Origin of the sequence: Dietzia sp. SLG310A2-38A2 (genome assembly GCF_014145095.1) — a bacterium.
Classification (GTDB): Bacteria; Actinomycetota; Actinomycetes; order Mycobacteriales; family Mycobacteriaceae; genus Dietzia.
This window is the reverse complement of record NZ_JAALDX010000061.1, coordinates 1-16,341: the sequence shown is the minus strand read 5'-3', so window position 1 is coordinate 16,341 and position 16,341 is coordinate 1. Positions and strand designations below refer to the sequence as shown.

Below are 16,341 nucleotides of genomic sequence, written 5' to 3'. Positions count from 1 at the left end.
GGATGTCGCTGCCGGTGTTCGGCGAGACGCCGAGGCTGCCGAACTCGACCGAGCCCGGGTTCGACGCCTCGGCGCCGAGGTTCAGGTTGAAGGCGAGGCTGCCCAGGTCGACGGCGAGGTCGGTGCCGAGGTCGAGGTCGGCCAGGCTGCCGTCCTCACCGGTGAACTCCGTGAGGCTGCCCGTGTCGCCCGCGAGGCCCTCGAGGCTGCCTGCCGGGGCATCCTGGGCCGCGGCGAAGCCGGGGAACGCGATGGCGGCACCGATGCCGAACGCGCCGACGGCGGCGATCTTGGCGGTGGTGCGGTTGGTGGTCTTCCGGTGGGTGTTCGTCATTTTCTGAACAGCTCCCATCTTCATTGACCACGATGTCTCTCATCGCGGACACCTCGATCGGAGCGAGGTGCGTCGGCGACCCTACAAGTGAACTCGGGCCCTGTCAGGGGGGCCACATGCTGTGTGTTCCTTGAGGTAACACTCCGGTCACCGAAGGCGAGGGGGGCGTATCCGGCCGGCTCCGCGGGTCGGCGACGAACCGCGTCATGCCTGCCTAGGCTGGGGTTATGGACACTCCTGCGGATGCCGACCGGGCGACGGACGACGGGCCGGCGGTCGTCGAGACCCACAGCGCTCTCATCGTGCTCTATGGTGACGAGGCTCACAAAGTGCGCAAACGGATCGACCTCGGGTTCCTGGACAACACGTCGGTCGGGGCCCGCGCCGAGCAGAGTCGGCGGGAGGTCGAGCTCAACAGTCGCCTGGCGCCGGACGTCTATGACGGCGTCCTCGAGGTTCGTGGTCCTGACGGCGAGGTGATCGACCACGTGGTCCGGATGCGCCGACTCCCTTCCCGGCGGAGCCTGGAGTCACTGGTGCGGTCGCGGGCGTCCGGAACCGGCCACGCCGACGACCCGGACCTCGTGGTGGGCGTGCGGGAGGTGGCCCGGCAGCTCGACCATCTCCACGCGGCGAGCCCCCGCTCGGAGGAGATCGACGCGGTGGGCACCGCGGACGCCGTGGCCGGGTTGTGGAGGGAGTCGATCGGGCACCTGCGACGTCTGAGCGTGGGCGAGGATGCACCAGAGATCGTCGACGACGTGGAATGGCTCGCGGGGGAGTACCTCCGCGGCAGGGAGCGACTCCTGCGGGCACGTGTCGAGGCGGGCCGGGTGGTCGACGGCCACGGGGACCTGCTCGCGGCTGACGTCTACCTGGAGGACGACGGGCCCCGGGTGATCGACTGCCTCGAGTTCGACGACCGGCTCAGGTTCGGGGACGCTATGCTCGACGCCGGGTTCCTGGCCATGGACCTCGACAGGATGGGGGCGCGGGACCTCGCCGAGGCCTTCCTCGGAGCGTATCGGGACTTCTCGGGCGATGACGCCCCGTCGTCCCTCGTCCACCACTACATCGGGTACCGCGCGTTGGTCCGGTCCAAGGTGACCGCGATCCGCGCCGAGCAGTCCGCGAGCGGTGGGGCGGATGCGCGGCACGCCCTGGAGTTGGCGGACCGGGCCGTCGACGCCCTCCTGCGCGCCCGCGTCCGGTTGGTTCTGGTGGGAGGTGTGTCCGGGTCCGGCAAGTCGACGCTGGCCGCGCCGGTGGCCGTTGCGCTGGGGGCCGAGCTGCTCCGCTCCGATGAACTCCGCTCCGACGTCCTCGCGGAAACCGGCACCGGTGACGCGGGCGTGGGCCCGGCCGGTGGACGGTACTCGGAGGAGGCGGTCTCCGCCGTCTACGCCCGGATGCTCGCCAGGGCCGGGGAACTCCTCGCCCTCGGCCACAGCGTGGTCCTGGACGCCACCTGGCTGGACCCGCGCCGCCGCGCCGAGGCGGAGACCGTGGCCGCCGACGCGCACGCCGAGCTCGTGGAGATCTCGAGTACGGCCCCCCACGGTGAACTGGTCCGGCGGATCGAGGAGCGGGGACGCACCGGCACGGACCCGTCCGAGGCGACAGTGGCTGTACTGAACAGCCAGCTCGTGGATCTGGCGCCCTGGCCCGACGCGATCGAGGTGGACACCACCGAACTGGATCCCCGCTCCACCGACGCCGTGCGGGGCTGGGCGGAACGGAATCTCGGGCCTCTGCCCTGGGCCTGAGCGGCCGCCGGACCTACGCGTCCGCGGCGGATCGCTCCCGGGCCAGTGTTCCCGGCGGGCGCGGGATGGAGCCCACGAACTGCATGGACCGGTACGGCCAGCCGGCGGGGCCCGCGGCCGAGTCGTGGGTGTTCCACTGACTCACGACGACGTGCCACTCCTCGGGGGTGGACCCCGGGACCGGGCAGCCGCAGTAGAGCTGGGCGACCCGGGCCGGTCCGGCGTCCGGATCGGAGCCGTCGGACTCGTCCCCCCAGGCGCAGCCGTGCAGGAGCGTGGAGTGGGTGGTCACCGAGCTGTCCAGCAGGTCGGCACCGATGTGCGGGAAGGTGAGGCAGTCGATCCGGTAGTGCTCCGCATCGAAGTAGGTGAGGGTCCAGAAGTCCTCGCACCGCCGCAGGTACATCTCGCCGATGCGGCCCGGCAGCACGATGGTCGTGGGGTTACCCCAGTCCCAGGCGCCCTCGCGGAATCCCCACGTCTGCCACCCGTTGACGCCCGGATCGGCCAGGTGCTCCTCACGGACCCGCATGAGGATGACCCCCTTGTCCCGCTGGAAGCCGGTCGACATGACGTAGACGAATCCGTCCCCGCCGGCCTCCCAGGTCCACAGTTGGCGGTGCCCGCCCTCGAGCCGGGGGGAGAACGTGACACCGGTCGGCTCCCAGGTGTTCCCGTCGTCGACCGAGCGGTGGATCTCGGTCCGGGTCACCGTCCCGAGTCCCTCGTTGACCATGACGTGGAGATACATCGTGTCGCCGAGGGCCAGCACGTCGCCGGGGAGGACGGTGGAACAGCCCCGGCCGTGGACGTAGTCGATGAGCTGTCCCGCGTAGTCCGGCGGGCCGGGACCGGCCGCGCCCGTCCACACCAGGCCCCCTCCCGGGGTGGTGTCGTCGGCGAACAGACCGACGGGGGACCGCCAGTCGGGGTTGCCCGGCCCCGGTCGCTCGTCGGTGGTGGGGGAGCACTCGGCGATCCCCGGATGGGGTCGACCCACGTGGGGTGCACCCATCCCCGCTCCCGCGAAGGTGTCGCCGAACACGGCGAGCAGGCGTCCGGAGGGCGTCCTGGCCGTGATCCCCAGATCGGTTCCCTCCATGCCGAACGCGGTGGTGATCCCGGGTCCCGTGAGGTCGCGGATCTTCCGGGTGCTGGTCGGCGGGGCCGGGTTCGGCGGGCGCGAGTCCGTCATCGCTCCGACGCTACCGCCACGGACGACCGGTGGAGAACCGATCGTGGACGCATCACAATTCGGTTAATGCACGGGCGAACCGGGATCCGGGACGCGTATGGTCGTCCGCGTGACACACCCCTTCGCCCGGGCGGGGCGCGAGATCGTCCCCGGCCACTGGTTCGGCCCTGCGGTCGTCGTGGCCGTGGGGTGCGCGCTCGCCTGGATCATCGTGGGCTTCGGGCACGGAGCGGCGCCCGCGCTGCTGATGTTGGCGGTGACCACAGTGGTCGCCCTGTGGAACTCGCCGCTGAGGGTCACCGGCCACGAGCCCCTGCAGTCGGTGCGCAGCACCTGTGTGGAGCACGCCGTGGTGGTCCTGTGGCGTCCCGGGTGCCCGTACTCCTCCGCGCTGCGGAGGCGAGCCGCCCGGGAGGGGCTCGAGGTGCACTGGGTCAACATCTGGCGCGACGAGGACGCCTACGAGCTCTGCCGCAGCATCAACATGGGCTCGGAGGAGACCCCCACGGCGATGTTGCTCGACCCGTCGCTCTCCGGGCCAGTCGTGATCCCGGCCTCCGTCCCGGGCATCCGTGAGGCCACCGCCGCCAGGCTCCCCCGGGGTCGGGCACGTCGCGCGATCTAGGCGGCGGAACCCGGGAACCCAGCTGACCACCTCGTCGTCGTCGATCCCGTCGCGCTCCTCGCCCGGTCTCACCCGTAGCGCAACGACCCCCGCACGTCCCCGCACTCCGCCCCGAGCGCCATGTCGGCGATCCGACCCGAGGCGCGCAGTTCGGCCAACCGCGGTGCGACCCGATCGCGCAGGGTCCACGGGTCGATCGTGTTGACGTAGATCCCGGTCGCCCCCTCGAATCCGGCGGGGTTCGAGATCCGCCACTTGAGCACGATCCGCCACGGCATCGCCGCGCCGACCCCCGGCGGCCGGGTGTGCCACTCCTCGTTGGACGGCACCAGGGGGCCCGTGGCGGCGTGGCAGGCGTGCAGTAGGTCGGAGACCCCGCGTAGCTCGTCCGGGGAGTGCTCCCACGGCGCGCTCGCCGCGGCTCGCGAGTAGATGACGAGGGCGGGATATCGATGCCCCACCCCGACCACGGCCACCGCGTGCTCGTTGGCCGCCAGCACCAACCCTTCGGCGGCCGCGTGGTCGACCCCGAGGGTGTTGTAGAGGTCCGGCTCCAGGGCGAGGGCGGCCGCCTCGCGACCGGTCTTCGCCGGGACCTCGTCGATAGCCACGAGCTGCTTGTGCAGGTGTGCGAACGTCGCGCCCGCGGGCTGCAGCCAGTTCTGGAACACCGACACGTACCGGGCGTGGGGGTTGTCGCTGTACAGGTTCCGCATGGCGCGGACGGTGAAGGCGATGAACTGCTGGTGCTCGTCCGGGTCGAGGGAGCCCGAGGAGGCGTGCCGGTCGGTGGTGGTGGCGCCGTCGGTGAGGTGGCGGCGGGCCACCACGACGTCGTGGCAGCCGCCGAAGAAGCTCTCGGAGCGGGCGGCCAGGTCCGCGGTCGTCATGGCCTCGACGACGGCCGGATCCCCCTGTGCGGCGGCGATCCTGGTGCGGACCAGCGCCCGGACGTGGTCGGCGCCCTCGTCGGTCCCGAGGTAGGCGCTCTGGTGCGCGGCGGCCCGGGACGGGATCCGGTAACCGTGGACCGCTCTCCAATAGTCCAGCGACACGATCTCGAAGAGGTTGCCGAAGAGCCGGAACTCGGGCGTCGTGAGGTCGAGCTCGTGCGCGGCCACCCGGTCGAGCGTCGTCCACGTGTCGCCCTCGCGCACCAGCCGTGACTTCTCCGGAGTGGTCTCGCGCAGCCGGGACACGCAGAACGCACAGTGCGCCTCAGCCGCGAGGGGGTCCACCGGGAGGACCTCGCCGGGCGAATGGTCGACAGGGCGGTTGCCACGGCCGGGAACCGTCCAGACCTCGGTGCCGGTGAAGGGGTTGATCTGCTTGACGGTCCCGTCCGCCATCCGGCGGAGCGGCGGGCGCCGGGGCGGCGGGACGTCGGGCGCGGTGGTCACCCGGCGAGCCTAGGTGGTCGGGGGAAACGCCCGACGACGACGAGGTGAGATTTCCGCCGCACCGGTGGAACTGTGATGTAAGTAACACTATCCTGAGATTTCACGATGTGCATATCAGGCAGGGGGATCGGTGCTAGCGATCCCGCGTGGAGAGACCGACCAGATTGAGGACCGAAAATGACATCGAAACGAGCACTACACATCCGTGCGGCGGCCGTTGCCGGCGCGGCTCTTCTCGCGGCGGCCGGCACTCCGGCGGTCGCCAACGCCCAGGACGGGTCGCTCGAAGCCGGACTCGGGCTGAACCTCGAGCTGCTACTCGGCTCGGCGGGATCGGGTGAGGGCGGGTCCCTCGACAACGGGTCGTTGGAGGGTTCCCTCGAGCCCGGTTCGTTGGAGCCCGGTTCTCTCGATCCCGGCTCCCTCGGCCAGGGCTCGCTGGAGGGTTCCCTCGAGCCCGGTTCCCTCGATCCCGGGTCGCTCGCGCCGTTGTCGGCGGGCTCGGAGGCCGGGTCCGACGACGGTTCGCTGGAGGGGTCGCTCGAGCCCGGTTCGCTGGACCAGGGTTCTTTGGAAGGGTCGCTCGAGCCCGGTTCGCTGGAGCCCGGATCGTTGGAGCCGCTGTCCGCGGGTTCCGAGGAGGGCGGCTCGCTCGCCGCACTGACCTTGCTGTTGGAGGCAGGCTCAGCGGGGTCCGAGGCCGGTGAGGGCTCGCTCGAGCCCGGGTCGCTCGCGCCGCTGTCCGCGGGGTCCGAGGCCGGGTCGGACGAGGGTTCGCTTGACGAGGGGTCCTTGGAGGGTTCCCTCGACGAGGGTTCGCTGGAGGGTTCGCTCGAGCCCGGATCGCTCGAACCGTTGTCGGCGGGTTCCGAGGCCGGGTCGGAGGATGGCTCGCTGGAGGGTTCGCTCGCTCTCCCGCTCGCATCGCTCGCTCTTCCCCTCGCATCGGTGCCGCTGTTGGCGGGTTCTGATGCCGGATCGGAGGACGGTTCCCTGGAGGGGTCGTTGGAGCCGGGTTCGTTGGCGCCGCTGTCGGTGGGGTCCGAGGCCGGTTCGTTGGATGGCTCCCTGGAGGGGTCGCTGGAGCCCGGTTCCCTCGACGAGGGTTCGTTGGAGGGGTCGCCCCCGATGGGGTCCCTGGAGCCGGGTTCGGTGGAGGGCTCACTCGCCCCGATCGGTTCCCTGACGGCATCACTCGCCCCGTTGGGCTCGACGGTCGGTTCAGCGGTCGGTTCACTGCCGATCCTGCTCCCGGTGGTCCTCATCGGCGGCTCGATCGCCGCCGCCCCGATGATCGGGCAGTCCGTCATGGATCTCGGTCTGGCTCTGCCGCCCCTGCCGGGGATGATGCCGCCCGCGCCGGTGGCGGTTCCCGAGGCGCCGCCTGCTCCGGGTCCCGTCACGCCCAACGGTCGGGGTGGTGAGCCGGGCGCCCAGGGTGGGGTCGCGGTCGCCGCCAACGCGGCCATCGTCACCACGGGTTCGCTCGGCGACTACGAGGTGGGGTTGCCGGACGGCATCACCCTGCCCCCGTTGCCCTTCATCCGGTGATCTGACACACTAACTGCCCCGCTCCGAGTGGACCACTCGGAGCGGGGCAGTTGCCATTTCGGGGCCGAGTGAGCCCATGACCTGAGAGAAATCTCACAGGGTGGAATCCGTGTCCCACGTCAGTCGGCATTGATTGACGAAACCCAATTGTGCGGCTACCCCCTTTTCCCCATATTATTTGCGGGCCAGAGCACCACGGTGATCTGAGTGCGGGTGCTCCAGCCACCACGGAGTCCGCCCGTCGACAAACGAAGGCGAGCAGATGATGACGACTCCCGGCCCCAGAGGCCTGTACCGCCCTGAATATGAACACGACTCCTGCGGTGTCGCGTTCGTCGTGGACATGTACGGACGTCAGTCCCGGGACATCGTCGAGAAGGCGATCGCCGCGCTCGTGAACCTCGAGCACCGGGGTGCGGTCGGCGCCGAGGCGAACACCGGTGACGGCACGGGTCTGATGATCCAGGTACCGGACCGGTTCTTCCGCGAGGTCTTGCGCGAGGAGCAGAACCTGGAACTGCCCGAGGCCGGTGCGTACGCGACCGGCCTTTGTTTTCTCCCTCAGTCACGGATGCTGGCGATGGACGCCAAGCGGTTGGTGGAGAGGATCGCCGCCGAGCAGGGCGTCACGGTCATCGGATGGCGTGAGGTCCCGGTCGACGACTCGACGGTCGGTGCGATCTCCCGCGACGCGCAGCCCACCATCCACCAGATCTTCGTCAAGGCCGCGGGTGCCGACGGCGCCCTGCTCACCGAGCTCGCACTCGAGCGCAAGTGCTTCGTGGTCCGCAAGCGGTGCGAGCACGAGCTCGGATCCAAGGGGCCCGGCAAGGGCGACCTGGGTTCGGAGACCGTGTACTTCCCGTCCCTGAGTCCTCGGACATTCGTCTACAAGGGCATGCTCACGGAGAAGCAGCTCCCCGATTTCTATCTCGACCTGCAGGACGAGCGCGTGGAGTCCGCCCTGGGCATTGTCCACTCCCGCTTCTCGACCAACACCTTCCCGGCCTGGCCGCTCGCGCATCCGTTCCGCTACGTCGCACACAACGGCGAGATCAACACCGCCCGTGGCAACGAGAACTGGATGCGGGCCCGGGAGTCGCTCATGTCGAGCGAGCACATCGAGGACCTGTCGGCGGCGTTGCCCATCTGTACGCCCGGTGGATCGGACACCGCGCGCTTCGACGAGGCGCTCGAGCTGCTGACACTGGCCGGCCGGACCCTGCCGCACGCGGTGCTCATGATGGTGCCCGAGGCCTGGGAGCGCCACGAGACCATGGACCCCGCGAAGCGGGCGTTCTACGAGTACCACGCCTCCCTCATGGAGGCCTGGGACGGCCCGGCGTCGATCACCTTCACCGACGGCACCGTGATCGGAGCGGTCCTCGACCGCAACGGCCTCCGCCCCTCCCGGATCTGGGTCACCGACGACGGTCTCGTCGTCATGGCCTCCGAGGTCGGCGTCCTGGACATCCCGCAGGACAAGGTCGTCACCAAGACCCGCCTGCGGCCCGGCCGCATGTTCCTGGTCGACACCGCCGCGGGGCGGATCATCGACGACCAGGAGATCAAGGAGGAGCTCGCCGCGGAGCACCCGTACCAGCAGTGGCTCGACGAGGGCATGGTCCGACTCGGCGACCTGCCCCAGGTCAGCCAGGAGATCATGAGCCACGAGCGCGTGGTGCTGCGGCAGCGGGTCTTCGGCTACACCGAGGAGGAGCTGCGCATCCTGGTCTCCCCGATGGCCCGGGTCGGGGCCGAGGCGACCGGGTCGATGGGCACCGACACCCCGCTTCCCGTGCTGTCGCAGCGGGCGCGGATGCTGTTCGACTACTTCGCCCAGCGGTTCGCGCAGGTCACCAACCCGCCGCTCGACGCCATCCGCGAGGAGTTGGTCACGAGCTACGGGGTGACCCTGGGGCCCGAGGGTGACCTCATCAACCCCGGCCCGGACTCCTGTCGCCAGATCAAGCTCGACAACCCGATCCTGGGCAACTCCGAGCTCGCCACCCTGCTGGCCGCGGGGGAGTCCCGCCAGGGGCTGCGCGCGGTGACCGTCCGCGGTCTGTACAACGTGGCCCACGGCGGACGGGGCCTGCGCATCGCGCTGGACCGCATCCGCCGCGAGGTCTCGGAGGCGATCGAGGACGGCGCCGCCGTCATCGTGCTCTCGGACCGTGAGTCCGATGAGCGCAACGCCCCCATCCCGTCGCTGCTGCTGACCTCCGCAGTGCATCACCACCTGGTCCGCGAGAAGACCCGCACCCGGGTCAGCCTGGTGGTGGAGTCGGGCGACGCCCGCGAGGTGCACCACATGGCGGTGCTGTTCGGCTACGGCGCTAACGCCATCAACCCCTACATGGCCTTCGAGTCGATCGACGAGCTCGTCAAGGCGGGCGACCTCACCGGGATCGACACGGTCGAGGCCTGCGCCAACTACCGCAAGGCGGCCGCCAAGGGCGTGCTCAAGGTGATGTCCAAGATGGGTATCTCCACGCTCGCCTCCTACACGGGCGCCCAGCTGTTCGACATCACCGGGCTGTCGCAGGAACTGTGCGACGAGTACTTCACCGGCTCGGTCAGCCCGATCGACGGGATCGGCCTCGACGAGATCGCCGAGGACGTGGCCCGTCGGCACCGCTTCGCGTTCCTGCCGCGTCCCGAGGAGGCCGCCCACCGCGAGCTCGAGATCGGTGGCGAGTACCAGTGGCGGCGCGAGGGCGAGTACCACCTGTTCAACCCGGACACGGTGTTCAAGCTCCAGCACTCCACGCGGTCCGGTCGATACGAGATCTTCAAGGAGTACTCGCGGCTCGTCGACGACCAGTCGGAGCGTCTCGCCACGCTGCGCGGCCTGTTCGAGCTCAAGAGCACCCGCCCGCCGGTGTCGATCGACGAGGTCGAGCCGGTGTCGGAGATCGTCAAGCGGTTCTCCACCGGAGCGATGAGCTACGGTTCCATCTCCGCGGAGGCGCACGAGACGCTCGCGATCGCGATGAACCGCCTGCACGCCCGGTCCAACTCGGGTGAGGGCGGCGAGTCGATCGCCAGGTTCAGCCCCGACCCCAACGGGGACTGGCGCCGGTCGGCCATCAAGCAGGTCGCCTCCGGCCGGTTCGGTGTGACCAGCAATTACCTGGCCAACTGCACCGACATCCAGATCAAGATGGCCCAGGGTGCCAAGCCGGGCGAGGGCGGCCAGCTGCCGCCGGGCAAGGTGTACCCCTGGGTGGCCGAGGTCCGTGGCTCCACGCCGGGAGTCGGGTTGATCTCGCCCCCGCCGCACCACGACATCTACTCGATCGAGGACCTGGCGCAGCTCATCTATGACCTGAAGAACGCCAATCCCGAGGCGCGGATCCACGTCAAGCTCGTCGCCGAGCAGGGCGTGGGGACCGTCGCGACGGGCGTGTCCAAGACGCACGCCGACGTGGTGCTCATCTCGGGCCACGACGGCGGTACCGGTGCTTCGCCGCTGACCTCGCTCAAGCACGCCGGTGGACCGTGGGAGCTGGGCCTGGCCGAGACCCAGCAGACGCTGCTGGTCAACGGGCTTCGCGACCGAATCGTCGTGCAGGTCGACGGTCAGCTCAAGACGGGGCGCGACGTGATCGTGGCGGCGCTGCTCGGTGGCGAGGAGTTCGGGTTCGCCACCGCGCCGCTCGTTGTGGCCGGCTGTGTCATGATGCGCGTCTGCCACCTCGACACCTGCCCGGTGGGTGTGGCCACCCAGAACCCGGTGCTGCGGGAGCGGTTCAACGGCAAGGCCGAGTACGTGGTGAACTTCATGGAGTTCGTTGCGGAGGAGGTCCGCGAGTACCTCGCAGAGTTGGGTTTCCGTTCCCTCGACGAGGCGATCGGGCACTCGGAGTGCCTGGACAAGTCCCGGGCGTTCGCCCACAACAAGAGGGCCGCCAAGCTGGACCTCGAGCCGGTCTTCGCCCAGGCGGATTCCCCCTTCATGCACCAGGACCTGCGCTGCACCAAGCAGCAGGACCACAAATTGGAGGGTGTGCTCGACCGCACGCTCATCGAGGACTTCCGTTCGGTGCTCGTCGACCCGTCGTCCGGCCCGGGCACCGGTCGGTACCCGATCTGCAACGTCAACCGCTCGGTCGGCACCATGCTCAGCCACGAGATCTCCAAGGCGTACGGGGCCGCCGGCCTGCCGGACGGGTCCATCGACCTGACCTTCACCGGTTCGGCGGGCAACTCGTTCGGGGCGTTCCTCGCCGCCGGCGTGACCCAGCGTGTCTTCGGCGACGCCAACGACTACGTGGGCAAGGGACTGTCGGGCGGGCGGATCGTGGTCCGGCCCGCCCTGGACGCGGCCCCGGACTTCGTGGCGGAGAACAACATCATCGCCGGAAACGTGATCTGTTACGGCGCGACCAGCGGTGAGATCTACCTGCGGGGAATGGTGGGCGAGCGCTTCTGCGTCCGCAACTCCGGGGTCACCGCGGTGGTCGAGGGCGTGGGTGACCACGCGTGCGAGTACATGACGGGCGGCCAGGTCGTGGTGCTCGGTTCGACCGGGCGCAACGTGGCCGCCGGTATGTCGGGCGGTGTGGCGTACTTCTACGATCCGGACGGCCAGCTGCCCGTGAACCTCAACGACGAGCTCGTCGAGATCGAGGAGCTGCTGACGGAGGACGTCGAGTTCCTGCACCGGATCGTCGAGCGGCACGCCGCCGAGACCGACTCGGCGCGGGCCCGGGAGATCCTGTCCGGGTGGGCGCAGAACGTGAATCACTTCGCCAAGATCATGCCGCGTGACTACAAGCGCGTGCTGCTCGCCATCGAGCAGGCGGAGAAGGACGGACGCAACGTGGACGAGGCGATCATGGAGGCCGCAAATGGCTGACCCGAAGGGCTTTCTCAAGCACACCGAACGGGAGCTCCCCGAGCGTCGTCCGGTGGATCTGCGGATCATGGACTGGAAGGAGGTCTACGAGTCGACGACCCTCCCGGAGAACGACCTGCAGACCCAGGCCAGCCGCTGCATGAGCTGCGGCGTCCCGTTCTGTCACCAGGGCTGCCCGCTCGGCAACATCATCCCGGAGTGGAACGACCTCGTGCACCGCGGGCAGTGGGACGCGGCGGTGGATCGCCTTCACGCGACCAACAACTTCCCCGAGTTCACGGGTCGGCTCTGCCCGGCCCCGTGCGAGGGTTCCTGCGTCCTGGGAATCAACCAGCCGCCGGTGACGATCAAACAGATCGAGGTGGAGATCGCCGAGAAGGCATGGGAGGACGGTCCCATGGATCCGGTGATCCCCTCGTTCCGCACCGGCCAGTCCGTCGCGGTCGTGGGCTCCGGACCGGCCGGGCTGGCTGCCGCGCAGCAGCTCACGCGCGCCGGACACTCGGTGACGGTCTTCGAGCGAGACGACCGCATCGGTGGTCTCATGCGTTACGGGATCCCCGAGTTCAAGATGGAGAAGGAGATCATCGACCGTCGCCTCGCCCAGATGGAGGCGGAGGGCACGGTGTTCCGCGCCGGCGTCAACGTGGGCAAGGACATCACCGCCTCGCAGTTGCGTGGCGAGTTCGATGCGGTCGTCCTCTGCGGCGGAGCCACCATGCGGCGGGATCTCCCGGTCCCGGGTCGCGAACTCGACGGTATCTACCAGGCGATGGACTACCTGCCGCTGGCCAACAAGGCCGCGGTCGGTGACCCGGTGGTGGACTCCGACGGGCTGCCCGAGATCCACGCACGGGACAAGCACGTGATCATCATCGGCGGCGGAGACACCGGCGCGGACTGCCTGGGAACGGCCACCCGCCAGGGTGCGAAGTCGGTCAAGAGCTTCGAGATCATGCCCCGGCCGCCCGCCACCCGTGCCGCCTCCACCCCGTGGCCCGTGTACCCGTTGATGTTCCGGACGGCGTCGGCGCACGAGGAGAACGGCGAGCGGGTCTACAGCGTCTCCACCGCAGAGTTCCTCGGCGAGGGCGGGCACGTGACCGCTCTCAAGGGTTCCGAGGTCAAGATGGTCGACGGGCGTTTCGAAGCGGTGCCCGGCACCGATTTCGAGTACCCGGCGGACCTGGTCCTCCTGGCGATGGGGTTCACGGGCGCGCAGAAGACCGGACTGTGCTCCGACCTGGGGGTGGACTTCAGCGACCGCGGCAACGTCGACCGGGACGACACCTACGCGACCAACGTCGACGGTGTGTTCGTCGCCGGCGACATGGGACGCGGCCAGTCCTTGATCGTGTGGGCGATCGCCGAGGGGCGCGCAGCCGCCGCCTCGGTCGACCGCTTCCTCATGGGGGAGACGGCGCTCCCGGCGCCCGTCCGGCCCACGGATGTCGCCCAACGCTGACCAGGGGCAGCACGATCGGGGGCGCACTGCGGGGTATCGTTCCGCCTTAATAGAACCTAAGATGTGAGGCAATACTCTTCAGGCCGCCCCGGCCGTCGTCACGGAAGGCATCCATGGTCCGCCGTCGCCCTGCCGCCGTGATCGGTGCCGTGATCCTCGCCCTGTTCCTGTCGATCGGGATGATCGGCGGGCCCGCGGCATCCGCTCAGGGGACCGGCTCCGGGGCGAGGGTCGAGGTGACCGATCTGCCCGTCCTCAGCGAGCTCCCCCCGCTCCCGGTGGAGGGGGACTCGCCGGAGGAGGGGGACGGGTCGGACTCGTCCTCCCTGGGCATCTCCGGGGTGCAGACCGTCGCGCTGGGTCTGGCCGCCGCGGTCCTCGTCGCCGGAGGGATGGGTCTGGCCCTGGTCACGCGGCGTGGTCGTGCGGCGGTGCCGGAGGATCAGGCCCCACCCTCTGATCCCGCCTCCTGACGGTGGGGCCGATAGGCTCGGCGGTATGAGCCGCCATATCGCAGGACGCGGACGGGCCGCGCGGGTGACACCGCCGGTCGGTCCACCAGTGGACGACGTCGAGTGTGATCTGGGGAGCAAGCTCACACTCGGGCAGTTTCTCAAGCTGGCCTCGTTGCTCGATTCCGGCGCGGAGGCCAAGGACGCCGTCGCGGCGGGCGCGGTCAGCGTCAACGGTGAGGTCGACGTGCGACGCGGTCGTGGACTGGCCGACGGCGACGTGGTGTCGTTCGGGACCCGCGCGGCCCGCGTGGTCGCCCGCGAGGGGAAGGGGAGGCCTGAATGAACGAGATGACGTCCGGCGCCGTGCCGGCCCCGGTGGTGCTGTACGACGACGACCCGGGGGCCCGCCGCTACGCGGTGTGGTTGGCGGAGGATTTCGACACCCGCAGCTCCCACCACGACTCCGTGGATCCCGCCGAGCTCGTGGTGGCCGGGACTGTGGTCCTGGTGACGGGCATGCGTCCCGGCGGCGGTCTGGGTGGTTCGGGGTTCATCAAGGACAACTGGGAGGCGCTCGTGGAGGCCGGTCGCCGGGTCGCCGTCGTCATGGTGGGTCCCACCCCGGTCACCGACGACGCCCGGATCGACCTGATGTCGAGCGAGTTCTCCGCCGACCAGCTCCGGGACCTCAAACTGTTCCAGTTGCGCGGCGTGGTGACCCCGGACCAGCTCGGGTTCCGGCAGCGTCTGGGCGTCAAGACCGCCCTGGCGGCGCTGCGCCGGAAGCCGGACCGCACCCCGGAGGAGGAGTCGATGCTCGAACTGGGCGGACTGGACCTCACGGACCGCGTGTCCCTCGGCCCGCTCCTGCGGTGGATCAGGCGCGAGGCCTGAACCGTCCGGGGCGCCGGACCCGGACGGTGTGATACCCGTTACACTCCGTGGGGAATGCCCCACGCCCGGGTGGGGTGCCTACCCGGAGGTTCCCTGACATGCGCACCACCATGCTCGCCGCGGCATCGTCCGCTCTGATGGCGACGGCCGTGCTCGCCGGAGCCGGACCGGCGGCGGCGGCGCCCGAGGAGCCCGCGGATCCGTTCTGCGTGTGGATCCAGACGATGAACGGCAATCGGTGCATGTCGGTCGATCCCGCGACCATCGACGCACTCGGCAGTCTGGGCTACGGCTCGCTCGGCACCGGCTCGCTGATGAACCTGCTGACGACGCTCATCAACACCGGGTCCGTCGTCCTCTCGGTGGACGTGCCCAACTCGACCGGGTCGTACGCGCCCGGATCGCTGGGCAGCTACGGGCCGGAGGCCTCGATCGGCGAGCTGGCGGTGGGATCGATCGGCAGCCTCGCAGGCGCGTCCTGATCCACTGACCGCGCGGTGGACGTCCGGCCGCCCCGCCGGCCGCCACACCCTGGCGTGAAGTGGGCGCGCGGGTCAGCGCACCACGATCCCGTCGGAATCCGCGTAGAGCGTGTCGCCGGGGACGAAGTCGACCCCCCCGAAACTCACGGTGACATCGCGCTCCCCGGCGCCGGTCTTGGACGACTTGCGCGGGTTCGTCCCGAGGGCCTTGCACCCGAAGTCCATCGTGCCGACGAGTGCGGAGTCGCGGATCGCGCCGTGCACGACCACGCCGGCCCAGCCGTTGGATCGGCCGAGTTCCGCGATGAGGTCGCCGACGAGGGCCGTGTGAACGCTGGCGTCACCGTCGATCACCAGGACCCGACCCTCTCCGGGCTCGCCCAGGACGCTCTTGAGCAGCGCATTGTCCTGGAAGCACCGGACGGTGGAGATCGGGCCATAGAACTCGGTGCGGCCACCGAGGTCGCGGAACTGGGTGTCGCAGCTCCGGACGCCCTCGCCGATCTCGTCGACGAGGTCGGCGGTGGGGACGAATCCGGTGGGGGTGTCGGTCATGGCTGGCCCTCCTGGTCTGAGTTCGGACTCCCTCCACGCTATCCGGCGACCCTGCCCCGGAAGACCTCGGCCGTGGGGGACAATGACGCCCGAGGGTGTCACCGAAATCCGTCAAGACGTAGGAGGACCGATCCGTGGCCAGGTACGAGCTCCTGATCCATGCCCGCCGCGCCGTGGTCGACGGTCGTATCCAACAGGCGGCCGTGGCGGTGGACGGCGGCGTGATCTCCGCCGTGCGCACCGGGTCCGAGGCGCGGGACATCGGGTTGGCGGGGGACCACACGATCGATCTCGGGGATGACGTCGTGCTGATGCCCGGCCTGGTCGACCCGCACGTGAGCACCGAGGATGTCGCGGTGGGCACCCGTTCGGCCGCCCTCGGGGGGATCACCTCCGTGGTCGACTACGGGACGAACGGCGACCCGTCGGCCACCGGCCCGGAGCAGGTCGACCGTTGGCGAGAGGGTGTGGCCGGCGAGTCCTTCGTCGACGTGGGCCTGTGGGGCGCCGCCGTGCCCGGAAACCTCGGTCAGCTCGGCGCGTTGCTGGACCGTGGGGTGTTCGGGATCTCCGCCGTGGCGGAGGGGAAGGGCGTCGCGGGAACCCCCACCCTGACCAGCGATGACCTCGTTGCGGCGGCGGAGGAGGTCGCCGGGCGCGGCGGGCTCCTCGCCGCGGACGCCGGCGTCGAGGACCTTCCGGCACTGCTGGACGTCTGTCGCCGGACCGGTGGTCGCCTCCACCTGCGGGCCGTC

The 16,341-nt window shown here is 70.0% G+C and carries 12 protein-coding genes and 2 pseudogenes; 10 read left to right on the top strand and 4 right to left on the bottom strand.

Going from position 1 to position 16,341, the window contains the following annotated elements; all coding sequences use genetic code 11:
* Positions 1–334 (bottom strand): annotated as a pseudogene (locus G6027_RS02540) (hypothetical protein); the annotation flags it as partial.
* Between the two features lie 227 nt (positions 335–561).
* Between G6027_RS02540 and G6027_RS02535 the strand changes: the two are divergent.
* Positions 562–2,100: an AAA family ATPase gene (locus G6027_RS02535; RefSeq protein WP_182635112.1), complete on the top strand. Its 1,539-nt coding sequence runs from the start codon at positions 562–564 to the stop codon at positions 2,098–2,100.
* A 13-nt stretch (positions 2,101–2,113) separates the two neighbouring features.
* On the opposite strand, the gene G6027_RS02530 is transcribed toward G6027_RS02535, so the two are convergent.
* Positions 2,114–3,295 carry a DUF4185 domain-containing protein gene (locus G6027_RS02530; RefSeq protein ID WP_182635110.1) on the bottom strand — a complete coding sequence of 394 codons (1,182 nt, stop codon included), beginning with the start codon at positions 3,293–3,295 and terminating at the stop codon, positions 2,114–2,116.
* Positions 3,296–3,404: 109 nt separating this feature from the next.
* Between G6027_RS02530 and G6027_RS02525 the strand changes: the two genes are divergently transcribed.
* A complete protein-coding gene (locus tag G6027_RS02525; protein WP_346995605.1) occupies positions 3,405–3,920 on the top strand; it encodes a hypothetical protein in 516 nt (171 codons plus the stop codon).
* A 68-nt stretch (positions 3,921–3,988) separates the two neighbouring features.
* Here G6027_RS02525 and G6027_RS02520 read toward each other — a convergent pair whose 3' ends face one another.
* A complete protein-coding gene (locus G6027_RS02520; RefSeq protein WP_346995604.1) occupies positions 3,989–5,320 on the bottom strand; it encodes a DUF4921 family protein in 1,332 nt (443 codons plus the stop codon).
* A gap of 177 nt (positions 5,321–5,497) precedes the next feature.
* Here G6027_RS02520 and G6027_RS02515 point away from each other — a divergent pair, with 177 nt between their 5' ends.
* The 7 genes from G6027_RS02515 to G6027_RS02485 all read left to right on the top strand — a co-directional run bounded on the left by G6027_RS02515 (position 5,498) and on the right by G6027_RS02485 (position 15,031).
* A complete protein-coding gene (locus tag G6027_RS02515) occupies positions 5,498–6,871 on the top strand; it encodes a hypothetical protein (RefSeq protein ID WP_182635106.1) in 1,374 nt (457 codons plus the stop codon).
* A 262-nt stretch (positions 6,872–7,133) separates the two neighbouring features.
* Entirely contained in the window at positions 7,134–11,735 is a 4,602-nt protein-coding gene (gene gltB / locus G6027_RS02510) for a glutamate synthase large subunit (RefSeq protein WP_182635103.1), read from the top strand.
* Positions 11,728–13,200 (top strand): glutamate synthase subunit beta, encoded by a 1,473-nt coding sequence (locus G6027_RS02505; protein ID WP_182635101.1) that lies wholly within the window; start codon positions 11,728–11,730, stop codon positions 13,198–13,200. The genes gltB and G6027_RS02505 overlap by 8 nt, the downstream gene beginning before the upstream one ends.
* Positions 13,201–13,313: 113 nt before the next feature.
* A complete protein-coding gene (locus tag G6027_RS02500; protein WP_182635099.1) occupies positions 13,314–13,673 on the top strand; it encodes a hypothetical protein in 360 nt (119 codons plus the stop codon).
* A gap of 88 nt (positions 13,674–13,761) precedes the next feature.
* Positions 13,762–13,998, top strand: coding sequence for an RNA-binding S4 domain-containing protein (locus G6027_RS02495; protein ID WP_346995606.1), 237 nt, complete (start codon positions 13,762–13,764; stop codon positions 13,996–13,998).
* On the top strand, positions 13,995–14,549 hold the full coding sequence (locus G6027_RS02490; RefSeq protein WP_182635096.1) for a hypothetical protein: 555 nt from the start codon (positions 13,995–13,997) through the stop codon (positions 14,547–14,549). Before G6027_RS02495 ends, G6027_RS02490 begins: the two co-directional genes overlap by 4 nt.
* 98 nt (positions 14,550–14,647) lie before the next feature.
* Positions 14,648–15,031: a hypothetical protein gene (locus G6027_RS02485; RefSeq protein WP_182635093.1), complete on the top strand. Its 384-nt coding sequence runs from the start codon at positions 14,648–14,650 to the stop codon at positions 15,029–15,031.
* A gap of 72 nt (positions 15,032–15,103) precedes the next feature.
* On the opposite strand, the gene rraA is transcribed toward G6027_RS02485, so the two are convergent.
* On the bottom strand, positions 15,104–15,586 hold the full coding sequence (rraA, locus tag G6027_RS02480; RefSeq protein ID WP_182635091.1) for a ribonuclease E activity regulator RraA: 483 nt from the start codon (positions 15,584–15,586) through the stop codon (positions 15,104–15,106).
* Between the two features lie 134 nt (positions 15,587–15,720).
* Here rraA and G6027_RS02475 point away from each other — a divergent pair.
* Positions 15,721–16,341: pseudogene (locus G6027_RS02475) on the top strand (allantoinase); the annotation flags it as partial.